This is a genomic window from Phenylobacterium sp. (genome assembly GCF_013911965.1).
In the GTDB taxonomy this organism is placed as follows: Bacteria; Pseudomonadota; Alphaproteobacteria; order Caulobacterales; family Caulobacteraceae; genus Phenylobacterium.
In genome coordinates this window covers 142,766-157,628 of sequence record NZ_JACESE010000006.1, presented here as the reverse complement: position 1 = coordinate 157,628, position 14,863 = coordinate 142,766, and the positions used below count along the sequence as shown (strand labels likewise).

Sequence of the window (14,863 nt, the reverse complement as noted above, 5' to 3'; positions counted from 1 at the left end):
CTCAGGCTTCCGATGCGCTGCGCCCGCGAGCCGCGCGCAGATAGATGGCCGGCAGGACCAGCATGTTGAGCGCCGTCGAGCTGGCCAAGCCACAGAGGATGACCACCGCCATCGGCGCTTGAATCTCGCTTCCCGGCCGGCCCATGGCGAGCGCCAGCGGGACGAGGGCGAGGCCAGCGGCGATAGCCGTCATCAGGATCGGCACGAGGCGCTCTTCGGACGCCTGGCGCACAGCCACCTCCAGGTTGACCACACCCTCCACCTCGCGCAGGTGCTTGATGTGGCTGATCAGCATGACGCCATTGCGGGTCGCAATGCCGAACAGCGTGATAAAGCCGATGATGGTGGCGACCGAAAGCACGCCGCCGATCAGCCAGAGCCCCGCTACCCCGCCGACCAGCGCCAGCGGCAGGTTCAGCATGACCACGCCCGCATCGCGGCTGGAGCCGAAGGCTTGGCGCAGGAGGAGGAACATGCCGACGAGGACGATGGCCCCCAGGGCGAGCAAGGTGCGGGTCGCCGAGGCGGCGCTCTCGAACTGGCCGCCCAGTTCGATGCGCGCGCCCTGCGGGAGTCGCACGGGGGCGAGCGCTGACCGGATGTCGTCCACCACCGCCCCGAGGTCGCGCCCTGAGACGTTGGCCAGGACGAGTTGCACCCGCTCGACGCTTTCGCGCGAGATGGCGTTCGGTCCCTGGTCGCGGACCACGTCGGCGACGGCGCTCAAGGGGATCAGGCGGCCGTCATCAGTGGACAGCAGCATCGCGCCGAGCATCGAGCCATCGCCGTAGAGGGCGGGATCGTAACGGACCACCACATCGGTGATCACCGGCCGTTCCACAAGGCTGCCCACCGGCGCGCCGCCGATGGCGGCGCTCACCGCGTCGGCAGCTTCGGCCGGCGTGAGGCCAGCCAGGGCCAGGTCCGCGCGGCGGAAACGCAGGCGCAGATAGGGCACCTGGCTCTGGGTGTCGGTCTGCACGTCGACCGCACCCGGCACTTGCGCCACGCGGGTTTGCACCTCCTGCGCCAGGCGGTTGAGAGTCGCCGTGTCCGGGGCGAAGACCTTCACCGCGATGTTGGCGCGGGCCCCCGAGAGGATGTGATCGATCCGGTGCGAAATGGGCTGGCCGTATATGGCCTGCACGCCCGGGATCTGGCCCACCGACTGGCGGAGCGCGGCGAGCAAAGCCTCCCGATCGCGGCCACCCGGCTTGAGCGTCGCTTCGATCTCAGAGGCGAACACCTCCTGGGCATGGGGGTCACCGGGGGCCCGGCCGGTGCGTCGCGCCGTGGTTGCGATTTCCGGCTGGGCCAGCATCGCCGCCTCGACCTGCGCGGCGGCGGCATCGGATGCGGCAAGAGAGGTCCCCGGCAGGGTGGTGACGTTCACCGTCAGGCTGCCCTCGTTGAACTCCGGCAGGAAGGCGCGGCCCGAGAGCGCCAGGCCGATCCCCGCGACGAGCACCAGCGCGCCTGCCACGCCGGCGAGCAGCCGCCAGCGGGGAAGCAGGCGGTCGAGCGCGCGGCCGTAGCGGGCCTTCATGCCGAGCACCCAGCGCGGTTCGGGGCCGAGCGCCCGCTCGGAGCGCGACAGGACATCGAGCCCGAGCACGGGCGTCAGGGTCAGGGCGACGAGGAGGCTCGCCAGCAGCGCGACCCCATAGGCGAGCGCCAGAGGCTGCAGCAGCCGACCCTCGATCCCGGTAAGGCCGAAAAGGGGCAGGAACACGAGGAGGATGATCAGGGTCGCAAAGACAATGGACCCCTGCACCTCCACCGCAGCATCGCCGACGACGCGCAGGGGCGGCGCCTGTTCGGCGGGAGGCTTGAGGCGCTCCAGGCGCAGGCGCCGGACGATGTTCTCGACGACGATGATGGCGTCGTCGACCAGCACGCCCAGCGCGATGGCGATGCCGCCGAGCGTCATGGTGTTGATGGTGCCGCCCACCGCGTTCACCGCGATCAGCGCGGCGACCACGGAGACGGGGATCGCCGCCAGGGTCACCAGCGTCGCCCGCCATGAGGCCAGGAAGACGAGCACCACCAGCGAAACCAGGATGAGGCCCTCGACCAGCGCGCGTGAGACATTATCCACGGCGCGCTGGATGAAGTCCGCCTGGCGGAAGACCTTGGTTTCCAGCACCATGCCGCGCGGCAAGGTGCGTTGCAGGTCCGCGAACACGTCATCGAGCGAGCGGGTCAGTTCCAGGGTGTTGGCGTTGGGCTGCTTCTGGATGGCGAAGATCACCGCCGGCCGGCCGTTGAAGGCGCCGGTTCCTCGCTTCAGCCCCTCGCCGATGCGGACATCGCCGACATCGCGGGCCAGTACGGGAACGCCGCCCTGCTCGCCCACTACCACCTCGCCGAACTCCTCGGCGGTGGTCGCGCGGCCGACGCCTTCGACCAGCAGCTCCTGACCGTTCTGCACGACGACACCCGCCGAGCGGGTGGCGCTGGCCGACCGCATGGCGGCGATAACCTCGTTGACGCCGACGCCCCGGGCGCTCATCCGCGCGGGGTCCAGAAGCAGCTGCACCTGGCGCTCGTCGCCACCGATGGTCATTACCTCGGCGATGCCGGGAACGGCCAGTAGCCTTCGGCGGACGGTCCAGTCGGCGACGCTCTTCACCTCCATCGGCGAATGCGAGGGCGAGCGGAGCGCCACGAACATGATCTCGCCCATTACCGAGGAGGCGGGGGCCATGATCGGCGGTGGCAGGTCGTCCGGCAGGGCGCTGGCCGCTGACCCGAGCCGCTCGCTGACGATGCGCCGCGCCTCGCTGGTGTTGGTCGCCCAGTCGAACTCCAGGGTGACGACCGCGAGGCCCGTGGTGGAATTGGAGCGCACGCGCCGAAGCCCCGGCGCCCCGTTCAGCGCCGTCTCCAGCGGAATGGTGATCAGCTGTTCGACCTCGCTCGGGGTGTAGCCGCCGGCGTCGACGACCACCTGGACACTGGGGGCGGTCAGGTCGGGCAGGACGTCCACCGGCGTCCGCGTGGCGACGTATAGACCTGCCAGCGTCAGCAGGATCGACAGGGCATAGACGACGAGCCGGTTCTTCAGCGACCAGCGAACAAGGGACTGGATCATCGACGCCCCCTAGTGCGCATGGCCGTGGCCGAAGGCGTCTGGATTGGCGGCGGCGGCGCGCACGGTCGCGGCTCCGATGGTGACTACCCGCTCGCCGGCCCGCAGGTCGCCGGCAACCGCGACGCGGTCGCCGCTGCGAACTGTCGGCTGGACCAGCCGGCGCTCGAAAGCCTCGCCCGACACCTGGACGTAGACAACGTCCTGGCCGTTCTCGTTGAGGATCGCCGAGGCCGGGACGCTGAGGCTGCGCACACCCGCGCCGGTGGCGAGTCGCCCCTGCACGCGCTGGCCTGGCCGCAGCTGGGGCGAGCCGGCGGCGAAGATCACCTCGGCCGTCCGCGTCGCCGGATCGATGAAACCAGCGTCGGCCACGCGGGTGGCTGCGAGAGGCAGCGGCTGGCCGTTGACCAGCACTTCGAGTGCCGCGCCTTCGCCAAGCGTCGCGGCCTGCGCCTCGGGAACGCGGGCGACAAGCCAGAGACGGCCTGGATCGCCGATGCGCATCAGTTCTGCGCCCGCCTGCACCGAGGCGCCGCGGACAAGCGACGACTGCAGGATGCGCCCGGAGATTGGGGAGACCAGGGCCACGCCGGGCCCGCCGCCAAGCGAGGCGCGCCGCCTCTGGGCCGCGTCGAGCTGGGCCGCGGCCAAGCGTTCTGCGGTCCGCGCTTCGTCGAGACGCCGCTGTGGCGCGGCCTCCGCCTCCACCAGCCGTTGCATGCGCGCGACCTCGCGCCGCGCCGCATCGAGCGCAATTCGGGCCTCGGCGATGCCAAGGTCCAGGGACGCCACGTCCTCGCCGCCCCCGAGCTGGGCGCTGATGGTGGCGAGCTGCTGTCCGGCGCGCACGGACATGCCGGTCGACGGCACCGCCCCGCCCGTCCGCACCACGCCGCTGACCGGCGCGGAGATGACCGCTTCCGCGTTAGGCGCAAGGCGGACATCAACGGTCACCGGAATCGCCTGAGCGACCGTGCCGTCAGTCACCGGAATGGCCCGGAACGGCACCTTCCATTGCGCTTCCTTGGGGAAGGCGATGCGGCCGGGGGCTTCCTCGTGCGGCGGCGCGGCCCTCGCGCCGGCCTCGCTGGTCGGATAGACGGTGACGACGCCCAGGTCGTGGACGCTCTCGCCCTGCGCGCCCACGTGCTTGATGCGGAGCCTCGCCTGGCCGGTCCGGGTCGCCGTCACCAGGGGCCGGAAGATGCCTGGGATTTCGGACACCGGCGCCGAACCGGTGTCGATCCGGCCATCCGGCCAGACCAGTTCGACCACCGCCTGCCCTTCGCTGATCGCCCGGTAGTCGGCGATGCGGCTGAAGTGCGCGTCGAAGCGGCGGCGGCGGTCGAGCACCAGTGGCCGGTACTCGACCACCAGTTCGGTGGTGGGCGCATAGTGGGTGACGGCGAAGGTCCCGCCCTCGGGCGGGGCGGCGGCCGGCTCGCCGCGTTCGCCGCACGACGAGAGCAGGACAAGCGCCGCCAGGGCAGGAAGCATCGCCTTCATGGGTGATCCTCTAGTGCTTGTGGTCGGCGTCTTCGCCGTCGTGGGAGTGATCGCCCTTCTCGTCGTGGGCGTGGTCGTCGGCGGCCGGCGCCGCCGCATCGTCGTCGGGGTGAGCCTTGGCGTCGGCGGCCGCCGGCGTCGCGGCCGCATCGGTCGCGGGGGCCGCGGCGGCGGCCGGCTCGGTCTTGGTCTCGGTGGGCTCTTGCGCCGGCGAGCAGGCGCAGAGGGCGGCTGCGGTCGCCACGGCGAGCAGGGTTTGCATCTTCATGGGGTAGGTCCTCCTTGGGCCAGTTCGAGCTCGATCGCGGCCTGGATGGCCCGCCCCGTCAGCTCGAGGGTTGAAAGTTCCGCGTCGTGGGCCGCGCGATAGGCGTCCACCAGTTCGGTGACGCCGGTCTCGCCGGCCTCGTAGGCCGTCTCGGCGATCTGGCCGAGGCGGGCGGCGTCATCGCGGGCGCTCCGGCTGCTGGCGAGCGCCCGTGCGACCGCATCTGATCGCGCCTGGGCCGCCGCCGTTTCCGCTTCGATCCGCCGCCGGGCCAGGGCCAGCTCGGCGGCCTCCGCCTTCTGCCGGGCGCGGGCGGCGGCGACGCTGGCCGAGCCGCGATCGAACAGGGGAATGGTCGCGCCGACGGAGATCTGCGGACCGTTCGCTTCGAGGCCCGCGACTTCCAGCCGCCGCCAGCCGAGGCCGACTTCAAGCTCTGGAATCCGCGATCGCTCCGCCGCGCGCACCGCGAAATCCGCCGCCTCGAGCCGCTGCTCCCGCGCGGCGAGGTCGCTGCGCAAGGCGCTGGCGACGGCGGCGGCGGCCGGCGGGACGGGCGGACCTTCGGGACGAGCGCCCGGTGTGCGGGTCAGACTCTCCAGCGCCGTGCAAGCCGAGGCGGCCTCGCCTTCCGCCAGGTCGGCTTCAGCGGCGGCGCTGCGGCCTTCGACGCGGACACGGCGCAGGTCATAGACCGCCGTGTCGCCGGCGCCCGCGCGGGCCGCGACGATCCGTTCGGCGGCCGCGAGCCGCGAAACGAGGGTCCGTTTCAAGGCCGCCGTCTCGGTCGCGACCGCGCAGCCCGCATAGGCGCGGCGAACCTCTGCGCGGCGCTCCTGCGCCTTGCGCGTCATCTCGGCCTCCACCGCATTGGCCTCGGCGCCGGCGGCGGCGCGCAGCGCTGAGCGGCGGCCAGCAAGATCGAAGGGTTGCACCAGGCCGATCTCTGTTTCGACCTCGTCCTGCGCCGGCCCCGAAATCTCGCCGCGCCGGGCGCTGACGCTCGGGTTGTCGAACCTTGTGATGCTGCGGGCCTCGGCCCGCGCCGCATCAATGCGGGCGGCGGCGCCAGCAGAGAAGTCCGGGTCGCGCAGGGCCCGCTCAATGGCTTGCGCCTCGGTGAGGCGCACGGGCGCGGTCTGCGCCGCCGCCGTGGCGGCGGGACACGCGGTCAGCAGGATGAGGGATAGACCGCGCAGTCGCGCGGCAGGCAGGCGAAAAGGCATGTTGAGCTCCAGACAGCAAGGCGCGCCAGGCGCATCCTTCACGGATGCGCGCGGCGCCGAGCGATCAGCTGGAGCGCGGTGGTCGGTTGGGCGGCGCGGGCGCGATGTCAGGCAGAGCGCGTTCGCTGCCGATCGTCTGCTTGATTTCGGTGGCGGCGATGATCACGCCGAAATGGGCCGGCGGCGGCGCGACCTCGAACAGGATCTGTCCGATGGGCAGGTGATGATGGCCGCCGTCGCTGTCGGCCTTGTCGTCGTCGGCCGGCGCGCCAGACTCATGACGATGATGGTGGTCGTCGGCCACCACCGCGCCGCTGGCATCGTGATGATGATGGTGCGTGGCGTCGACGCTGGAGACCCGGTGCGCGGCGGCATGCGCATCCATCGGCACGGCCGGAGAGGCCACCGCGACCACGAGAAGCATCACACCCAGGAGGCGGGCTAGAAGGCGGCTGACCTGCACCACGACGCCTTGCTTACCGCTGAACGTCATGACCTACAATCGGCGGCCGCCATCACGCGGCGAGCCGCGCATAAGCTTCGCTGGCGCTCCGCCAGTTGAGCGCCTTCATGAAGGCGTCGACATAGGCGCCGGCCGCGGCCCCGAAGTCCATGTGATAGGCGTGTTCATACATGTCGAGCGCCAGCAACGGCGCGCCGCCGGCGAGGGTCTGGGTGTGATCGGACGCCCAGGTATTCACCAGCCTGCGGTCCCGCGGGCTCCAGGTCAGCAGCACCCAGCCGGATCCGCCGCCGAGCGCCTTTCCGGTCGACGCAAACTCTGCCGCCCACCGGTCGTGGCTGCCGAAATCCCGCTCCAGCGCCGTCGCGAGCGCGCCGGATGGCCCGGCTGGCTGGCCAAGGCTCGCGAAATAGACCTCGTGCAGGATCATCGAATTCCAGGCGATGAGCTCCTCGCGCTTCAGCCCGTTCAGCTGAAAGCCGGGCGTGCTGGCGGGGGTCAGGCCGGAGAGCTGCGCCTCGATCTGCCCGAGCCGGCGAACCGCGCCCGTGTAGTTGTTGTCGAAGTGGCTGCGCAGCAGCTTCTCCGACAGCCCCGGCACGGCCGCCGGGTTGAACGGCAGGGGCTTGGGCTGAAAGGCGGCAGCGGTTGACGGCTGTGCGTTGGCTGGCGCTGCGGTCAGCGCGGCGGCCGCCAAGGCGCCCGCGCCCAGCATCGCTCGCCGGTCCAGTTCAGGGTTGCTCATCTCGACCTCCACTATGGTGTTCTTTGACGCTTCTTCTCTCCGGTCCGCTAGGCAAGCTGAGCCAATCCGTAGATTGCCCCGAGCACCGCGCAGGCGCCGAGCACCGGCAAAACGCCGGCCTTGAAACGGAAGATAGCGATGATCGCGCCGAGCGAGAGCACAGCGGCGGCTAGGTTCAGCGTGCCGAGCACCGGCACGCTGAACGCCCCCATGGCGAAGGGGACTTCCCGGACTTGACCGAAGAGCGCGTGGACTGCGAACCAGAGCGCAAGATTGAGGATTACGCCAACGACGGCCGCCGTGATCGCCGTCAACGCCGAGGAGAGCGCCGCGTTACCTCTCAAGCGCTCTACAAACGGGGCGCCGGCGAAGATCCAGAGGAAGCAGGGGACGAAGGTGACCCAGGTGGTCAGGACGGCGCCGAGGGTCGCTGCCACCAACGGCGGCAGGCCGGTCGCGTCGCGGAACGCCGCCAGAAAGCCGACGAACTGGGTGACCATGATGAGGGGGCCCGGGGTAGTCTCGGCCATGCCGAGGCCGTCCAGCATTTCGCCGGGCTGTAGCCAACCGAAGGTCTCTACGGCCTCTTGCGCCACATAGGCGAGGACGGCGTAGGCGCCGCCGAAGGTGACGACCGCCATCTGGCTGAAGAAGGTGGCGATACGGGTGAACACGTCATCCGGCCCGGCCAAGACGAACAAGGCAGCGACCGGGGCGAGCCAGAGAAGCAGTAGCGCACCAGAGATTCGCAGCGACCATCCAAGGTTGGGCTTGGCGTGCTCGGGCAGGTGTTCGCCGAGCGCGGTGTCACGGTCATGCACGACCTCGCCCTTGGCCGCGCCGTGTCCGCCCCCGCCCTTGAAGGCCGGCAGGCCCGCGCGCCCGCCGGCGTAACCGGCCAATGCGGCGATGAGCACGATCAGCGGAAACGGCGCGTCGAGGAAGAAGATGGCGACGAAGGCGGCGACGGCGATGCCGCGCATGACGTTGTTCTTCAGCGCGCGCGAGCCCACGCGGACGACGGCCTGGAGGACGACGGCCAGCACCGCCGCCTTGAGGCCGAAGAACAGGCCCTCAATGAGGGCGACGTCCTCGAGCAGGACGTAGACATAACTGAGCGCCAGAATGGCGACAAAGCCGGGCAGTACGAAGAGGGTTCCGGCGACCAGACCACCCTTGGTCTTGTGCAGCAGCCAGCCGATGTAGATGGCCAACTGCTGGGCCTCGGGCCCCGGCAGGAGCATGCAGTAGTTGAGCGCGTGCAGAAAGCGCTCCTCGCCGATCCAGCGCTTCTCATCGACCAGGATGCGATGCATCACGGCGATCTGTCCTGCCGGGCCGCCGAAGCTCAGGGCCGCGATCCGCGCCCAAACGGCGACGGCCTCCCGAAAGGGGATGCCGTGGGCGCCAGCCTGGCCACTGGTTCCGGGGTCTGTAGCCATGGCGCTCATGTGCGCGCTCTCCCCTTGGGAAGGTGAGACTCCCAGGTGTGGGTCTCCTCCCAGGCGTCGCGGGCCCAGCGGAAGAAGGCGTCGTAAAGCAGCATGCCCGCGGCGAGTTGCTCCTCATCGCTGCTGAACATGCGCGAAAGTCCCAGGGAGGCTGCCAAAAGCCCTGCCGCCTGGGGCGCGATCTCGGGATGACCGGTGTCGGCCCCACGGACGACTTCAGCGAGCCGGCCGAGGCCGGGCAAGCGCGCAAGCCCAAACTCCTCGACCATGACGTCAAAGGTGCAAAGCGCACCGCGATGGCTCCAGAACACGCCGTCGACATCGAACGGCGCCGCCTGCAGTTGCTCGGCGACACGCGCGACCTCGCCTGGCGCGACGTAGAGGATCAGAGCCTCGGGGTCGACAAAGCGACGGATCAGCCACGGGCAGGCGATACGATCGACCTTGGGCCGCGCGCGCGTCACCCACACGGTCCGGCCGAGGCGGTCCCGAGGCGGCAGCGCCGATTCGCGGACCAGCGGCTGACCCTGCGCTGTCCAGGCCTTGATGCCGCCTTCCAGCACCTCGGCCTCCACCCCGCGGCTGCGCAGGTAGGCCGCGACGCCCGGACTGGCTTCCGCGCCATCGCCGCAGATCACGACGGCGGGGGCGCTGATCGCGCCGCTCCAGTCTTCGACGGTCTCGGCAGGGCACCGTAGCGAGCCTGGCAACAGATCAGGCCGCCCAGGCCGAAGGTCTATGAGCGCTGGGCAGGATGGTGTGCCGATCAGGCGGCCGAGCTTATCAGATGTGATGGTGTTGAGAGCAGGCATGCGGCGTCCGGATACTCGAGGGGACGCGATGATTCAGCATGACGCCTCGTGGGGAGATCGCACACCCCATGAGTTCAGATAGAGATTGCCAGAGCCACGTGTCAATCTCCGTCGCGGCCTGCCTCTCGCTCGCAAAACCCACCGTTCTTCGAGGCGCCAGCGCCCGGAACTTTCGGTCCACCTCAACAAAGCCGGGCCAAGCCAATGATCTCCGTGCCGACATGCCGATCGGCGCGAACCGGCGGCGGCCCCATGCGGCCCGCCGATGTCTGGGGAAGACGCCGACTCGCTCTCCAACTTGAAAAGCGCTGGCACGGCCGGAGATGCGGCGAAACGCCCCGATTGTTCACGCTCCGAATGGTACCTCGGTGGTACCTAAAGCTCGACCGTAGTCCAGTCCGACTTCGATTGAGGGGCGCGACATTCCAGAAAAGGCGAACCCCGCCAGTGGTTTACTGGCGGGGTCCATGGTGGAGCTAAGCGGAGTCGAACCGCTGACCTCTTGAATGCCATTCAAGCGCTCTACCAACTGAGCTATAGCCCCAGGTCCTGGGCTCTTCGGGCGGGGGTCGCCGCCCGAAGAGGCGCGGAACCTAGTCAAAGGTCGGGACGTGATCAAGCACCATTTTCGGGCTTTTTTCTGCGTCCTTTAGTCCTCGTCGTCTTCCCCGATTCCGTCGATCTCGGAGTCGTCGAAATCCTCCTCCTCGTCCTCGAGGAAGGGCACGTCTTCGTCCTCGTCGTCCTCGAGGTCCTCGTCGTCGCCGAAGTCGCTGATGTCGTCCGCCGGACCGTGCTTCTTGCCGGCCCGTTCGGCCGGTTCGCGGGTGTCGTCGTCGTCATCGTCGGTCGAGGCGACGTCGTCGGCCTCCTCGTCGATTTCGGGGGCGCGGACTTCCTCGTCCTCGTCCTCGTCATCGGCGGCGGCGCGACCCTTGACCTGATCCTCGCGATCCTCGTCCTCGGCCTCGTGTTCCGGCGCCGCGGCGCGACCACGCACGCGGCGGCTGCGAACCGCCTCGTCAGGGTCGAACTCGGTATGACACTTCGGGCAGACAGCCGGGCGCTTGTTCAAGTCGTAGAACTTGGCCTGGCAATTGGGGCAAACCTGCTTGGCGCCCAGCTCTGGATTGGCCACGTAGGCGATCCCCTGGAGAGCGGTTTCTTAAGAGCGGGCTCCCTTGCCACGGGCCAGGGCGGCTGTCAAAAGCAAACCCCCTCGGAAAAACGGCAAGCCTTAGAGGAGGCTTCGAAATCCATGGCGGCGGCAGGACTGACCGCGACGCGCGGCGGCCCGCTGAGGGGGCGCGTGCGCGCCCCCGGCGACAAGTCGATTTCCCACCGGTCGCTCATCCTCGGCGCCCTGGCGACGGGGACCACCGAGATCGAGGGCCTTCTGGAGGGCGAGGACGTCAAGCGCACCGCCGCGGCCATGGCCGCCTTCGGCGCGCAGGTCGAGCGCCTGGGCGAGGGCCGCTGGCGGGTGCAGGGCCGGGGCGGCTTTTCCGAGCCGGCGGACGTGGTCGACTGCGGCAACGCCGGTACGGGCGTGCGGCTGATCATGGGCGCGGCGGCGGGCTTTCCCCTCTGCGCCACCTTCACCGGCGATTCCTCTCTCCGCGGCCGGCCCATGAACCGGGTGCTCAAGCCGCTGGGCGAGATGGGCGCCGCCTGGCTGTGCCGCACCGGCGGCCGCCTGCCGCTGACGCTCCGGGGCGGTGATCTGAAGACCATCGCCTACCGCCTGCCCGAACCCTCGGCCCAGGTGAAGTCGGCCGTCCTGCTGGCCGGGCTCTCCGCGGCCGGCGGCGCCGAGGTGATCGAGCCCGAAGCCACCCGCGACCATACCGAGCGCATGCTGCGCGCCTTCGGGGCGGAGGTGAGCGTCGAACGCGCCGCCGACGGGGCGCGCCGCATCCGCGTGGCCGGCGGCCAGAAGCTGACCGGCGCCCAGGTCAAGGTTCCGGGCGATCCGTCCTCGGCCGCCTTCCCGCTGGTGGCGGCCCTGATCACCCCGGGCTCGGAGGTGACCGTGGAGGGCGTGCTGCTCAATCCGCTGCGCGCGGCCCTCTTCACGACGCTTCAGGAAATGGGCGCCGACCTCGTCATCTCCAACGCGCGGGAGGAGGGCGGCGACCAGGTGGGCGACGTCACTGCGCGCCATTCGGCCCTGCGCGGCGTGGTCGTTCCGCCCGAGCGGGCGCCGGCCATGATCGACGAATACCCCATCCTCGCCATCGCCGCGGCCTTCGCCGAGGGGCCCACCGTCATGCGCGGCATCGGCGAGATGCGGGTCAAGGAAAGCGACCGCATCGCGCTCACCGCCGCCGGCCTCGCCGCCTGCGGCGTCGGCGTCGAGGAGGAGCCGGAAGGCCTGATCGTCGCCGGAACCTCGCGCGGCAATCATCCCGTGGCCGGCGGCGCGCGGGTCACGACGCACGGCGACCACCGCATCGCCATGTCGCACCTGGTGCTGGGCCTGGCAGCCGAGGCGCCGGTCAGCGTCGACGAGCCCGGCATGATCGCCACCAGCTTCCCGGGCTTCGTCGAAATGATGCAGGGCCTGGGGGGCGACCTGAGGCCGGCCGGGCTGGCGCCGGCATGAGCGCGGGCTTCGTCATAACGGTCGACGGGCCCGCCGCCTCCGGCAAGGGCACGATCGCCGGCGGGCTCGGGCGCCGCTACGGCTTGCCGGTGCTCGATTCCGGCCTGCTCTACCGGGCGGTCGGGGTCCTGCTGCAGCGCGCCGGCGGCGATCTCGACGACGAGGCCGCCGCCGCCCGGACGGCCGCCGCCCTCACCGCGGCCCAGCTCGCCGATCCGGAATTCCGCACCCGCGGCGCGGGCGAGGCGGCCAGCCGGGTCGCCGTCCACCCGAAGGTGCGCGAGGTGCTGCTGGCCCTGCAGCGGGACTTCGCCGCCCAGCCGGGCGGGGCGGTGCTCGACGGGCGCGACATGGGCACGGTCATCTGTCCCCAGGCGCCGGCCAAGCTCTATGTCACCGCCAAGCCCGAGGTCCGCGCCGAGCGCCGCTGGCGCCAGCTGACCGGCCAGGGCGAGGCGGTCAGCCTGGACGAGGTGCTCGCCGACATCCGCCGCCGGGACGAGCGCGACGCCGGCCGTTCGGCCGCGCCCATGCGGCCGGCCCCCGACGCCGTCTTGCTGGACACCTCGGAAATGACTATAGACCAAGCCGCCGATGCGGCCCGCCGCATCGTCGAGGCGGCGCGCGCCGGCTGATCGTTCCCCCTGCGGGAGCCTGGCCGAGCAAATCCAACCGCGCCTTTCCCTCGTACGGCTGCGGGCGAATTCATCCCGCGCGGGGATCGCCTGCGCCTTCGGTCCAACCCCTAACCTGACGTCGGGATTCCGCCCAAGGACCGTTCGCGGCCGGGGCGTCCGCCGTCATTCGAACGAAAGAACACTATGGCTGACGATATGAGCCTGAACCCCTCGCGCGACGATTTCGCCGCCCTGCTGGACGAGTCCCTCGGCGGTCGTGACTTCATGGAAGGCACCGTCGTCCAGGGCAAGGTCGTGGGCGTCGAGAAGGACTTCGCCATCATCGACGTGGGCCTGAAGACCGAGGGTCGGGTCCAGCTGAAGGAATTCGGCCTGACCGACGACGGCAAGCCGACCGTCGCCGCCGGCGACACCGTCGAGGTCTTCCTCGAGCGCGTCGAGAACGCCATGGGCGAAGCGGTGATCAGCCGCGACAAGGCCCGCCGCGAAGAGGCCTGGACGCGCCTGGAAGGCGTCTACGCCAAGAACGAGCCGGTGATGGGCGCCATCGTCGGCCGCGTGAAGGGCGGCTTCACCGTCGACCTCGGCGGCGCCTCGGCCTTCCTGCCGGGCAGCCAGGTGGACATCCGTCCGGTCCGCGACGTCGGCCCGCTGATGGGCAAGGAACAGCCCTTCGCCATCCTCAAGATGGACCGTCCGCGCGGCAACATCGTCGTCTCGCGCCGCGCCATCCTGGAAGAAGCCCGCGCCGAGCAGCGCACCGAGCTGGTGGCCCAGCTGCAGGAAGGCGAAGTCCGCGAAGGCGTGGTCAAGAACATCACCGACTACGGCGCGTTCGTGGACCTGGGCGGCATCGACGGCCTGCTGCACGTCACCGACATGAGCTGGAAGCGCGTCAACCATCCGAGCCAGGTGCTGGCGGTGGGCGACACGGTCAAGGTGCAGATCGTCAAGATCAACCCGGACACCCAGCGCATCTCGCTCGGCATGAAGCAGCTGCAGTCCGACCCGTGGGACGGCGTGGAGGCCAAGTATCCGGTCGGCGCCAAGTTCACCGGCCGCATCACCAACATCACCGACTACGGCGCCTTCGTGGAGCTGGAGCCGGGCGTGGAAGGCCTGGTGCACGTCTCGGAAATGTCCTGGACCAAGAAGAACGTCCATCCGGGCAAGATCGTCTCGACCAGCCAAGAGGTCGACGTGGTCGTGCTGGACGTCGATCCGTCCAAGCGCCGCGTGTCGCTCGGCCTGAAGCAGGCCATGGCCAATCCGTGGGACGCCTTCCTCGAAGCCCATCCGGTCGGCTCCGTCGTCGAGGGCGAGGTCAAGAACGCCACCGAGTTCGGCCTCTTCATCGGCCTGGAGAACGACATCGACGGCATGGTGCACCTGTCCGACCTCGACTGGTCGGCGCCGGGTGAGGAAGCCATCGCCCGCTACAACAAGGGCGACGTGGTCAAGGCCCAGGTGCTGGACGTCGACGTCGAGAAGGAACGCATCTCGCTCGGCATCAAGCAGCTGGCCGGCGATCCGATGGCCGGCGACACCTACCGCAAGGGCCAGACCGTGACGGTCACGGTGACGGAAGTCACCTCGGGCGGTATCGAAGTCCGCCTGGGCGACGACGAAGCCCCGATGACGGCCTTCATCCGCAAGTCGGACCTGTCGCGCGACCGCGCCGACCAGCGCCCCGAGCGCTTCGCCGTGGGCGACCGCGTCGACGCCCAGGTGACCAATGTCGACAAGGCGGCCCGTCGCCTGTCCCTGTCGATCAAGGCCCTGGAAATGGCCGAGGAGAAGGAAGCCATCGAGCAGTTCGGCTCGTCGGACTCCGGCGCCTCGCTGGGCGACATCCTGGGCGCGGCCCTTCGCGAGAAGGCCGGCGGCAAGGACTAAGCCTTCGGGCGTATCCGAAAGAAAGGCCCCGTCCGGCATGCCGGGCGGGGCTTTTTCTTGCGCGTCTCCTTGCGCCTCCGGCGGGCGGACGGATATCCGTCCGTCGTCAACCATGATCGAGCCTTGAACATGCCAAGGGACTCGCCCATGGTCCCGGCG

At 70.1% G+C, this 14,863-nt stretch carries 12 protein-coding genes and 1 tRNA gene; 3 read left to right on the top strand and 10 right to left on the bottom strand.

The genetic code is table 11. The features are described from left to right. Position 1: 1 nt before the first annotated feature. The 10 genes from H2041_RS08260 to H2041_RS08215 all read right to left on the bottom strand — a co-directional run bounded on the left by H2041_RS08260 (position 2) and on the right by H2041_RS08215 (position 10,703). Positions 2 to 3,094, bottom strand: coding sequence for an efflux RND transporter permease subunit (locus H2041_RS08260; protein ID WP_293411508.1), 3,093 nt, complete (start codon positions 3,092 to 3,094; stop codon positions 2 to 4). Positions 3,095 to 3,103: 9 nt separating this feature from the next. Beyond that, positions 3,104 to 4,600, bottom strand: coding sequence for an efflux RND transporter periplasmic adaptor subunit (locus H2041_RS08255; protein WP_293411506.1), 1,497 nt, complete (start codon positions 4,598 to 4,600; stop codon positions 3,104 to 3,106). A gap of 10 nt (positions 4,601 to 4,610) precedes the next feature. After that, positions 4,611 to 4,868 carry a hypothetical protein gene (locus H2041_RS08250; RefSeq protein ID WP_293411504.1) on the bottom strand — a complete coding sequence of 86 codons (258 nt, stop codon included), beginning with the start codon at positions 4,866 to 4,868 and terminating at the stop codon, positions 4,611 to 4,613. Continuing rightward, complete coding sequence (locus tag H2041_RS08245) at positions 4,865 to 6,094, bottom strand: TolC family protein (protein WP_293411502.1); 1,230 nt, start codon at positions 6,092 to 6,094, stop codon at positions 4,865 to 4,867. The genes H2041_RS08250 and H2041_RS08245 overlap by 4 nt, the downstream gene beginning before the upstream one ends. Positions 6,095 to 6,158: 64 nt before the next feature. Continuing rightward, positions 6,159 to 6,587, bottom strand: coding sequence for a hypothetical protein (locus tag H2041_RS08240; protein WP_293411500.1), 429 nt, complete (start codon positions 6,585 to 6,587; stop codon positions 6,159 to 6,161). Positions 6,588 to 6,609: 22 nt separating this feature from the next. Beyond that, the gene (locus H2041_RS08235; RefSeq protein WP_293411498.1) at positions 6,610 to 7,314 is read right to left on the bottom strand and encodes a superoxide dismutase; all 705 of its coding nucleotides are present in this window, start codon (positions 7,312 to 7,314) and stop codon (positions 6,610 to 6,612) included. A 35-nt stretch (positions 7,315 to 7,349) separates the two neighbouring features. Then, positions 7,350 to 8,753 carry a chromate efflux transporter gene (gene chrA, locus H2041_RS08230; RefSeq protein ID WP_293411496.1) on the bottom strand — a complete coding sequence of 468 codons (1,404 nt, stop codon included), beginning with the start codon at positions 8,751 to 8,753 and terminating at the stop codon, positions 7,350 to 7,352. Beyond that, positions 8,750 to 9,565 carry a sulfurtransferase/chromate resistance protein gene (locus H2041_RS08225; protein WP_293411494.1) on the bottom strand — a complete coding sequence of 272 codons (816 nt, stop codon included), beginning with the start codon at positions 9,563 to 9,565 and terminating at the stop codon, positions 8,750 to 8,752. Before H2041_RS08225 ends, chrA begins: the two co-directional genes overlap by 4 nt. Positions 9,566 to 10,033: 468 nt before the next feature. Continuing rightward, positions 10,034 to 10,109 (bottom strand) — tRNA-Ala (locus H2041_RS08220). 105 nt (positions 10,110 to 10,214) lie between these two features. Further along, entirely contained in the window at positions 10,215 to 10,703 is a 489-nt protein-coding gene (locus H2041_RS08215) for a TIGR02300 family protein (protein WP_293411492.1), read from the bottom strand. A gap of 120 nt (positions 10,704 to 10,823) precedes the next feature. On the opposite strand from H2041_RS08215, the gene aroA reads away from it, so the two are divergent. The 3 genes from aroA (at position 10,824) to rpsA (ending at position 14,704) form a co-directional block, all read left to right on the top strand. Next, complete coding sequence (aroA, locus tag H2041_RS08210; protein WP_293411490.1) at positions 10,824 to 12,170, top strand: 3-phosphoshikimate 1-carboxyvinyltransferase; 1,347 nt, start codon at positions 10,824 to 10,826, stop codon at positions 12,168 to 12,170. Continuing rightward, positions 12,167 to 12,805 (top strand): (d)CMP kinase, encoded by a 639-nt coding sequence (cmk, locus tag H2041_RS08205; protein ID WP_293411488.1) that lies wholly within the window; start codon positions 12,167 to 12,169, stop codon positions 12,803 to 12,805. The genes aroA and cmk overlap by 4 nt, the downstream gene beginning before the upstream one ends. A gap of 186 nt (positions 12,806 to 12,991) precedes the next feature. Continuing rightward, the gene (gene rpsA / locus H2041_RS08200; RefSeq protein ID WP_293411486.1) at positions 12,992 to 14,704 is read left to right on the top strand and encodes a 30S ribosomal protein S1; all 1,713 of its coding nucleotides are present in this window, start codon (positions 12,992 to 12,994) and stop codon (positions 14,702 to 14,704) included. The last annotated feature ends 159 nt before the right edge of the window (positions 14,705 to 14,863 follow it).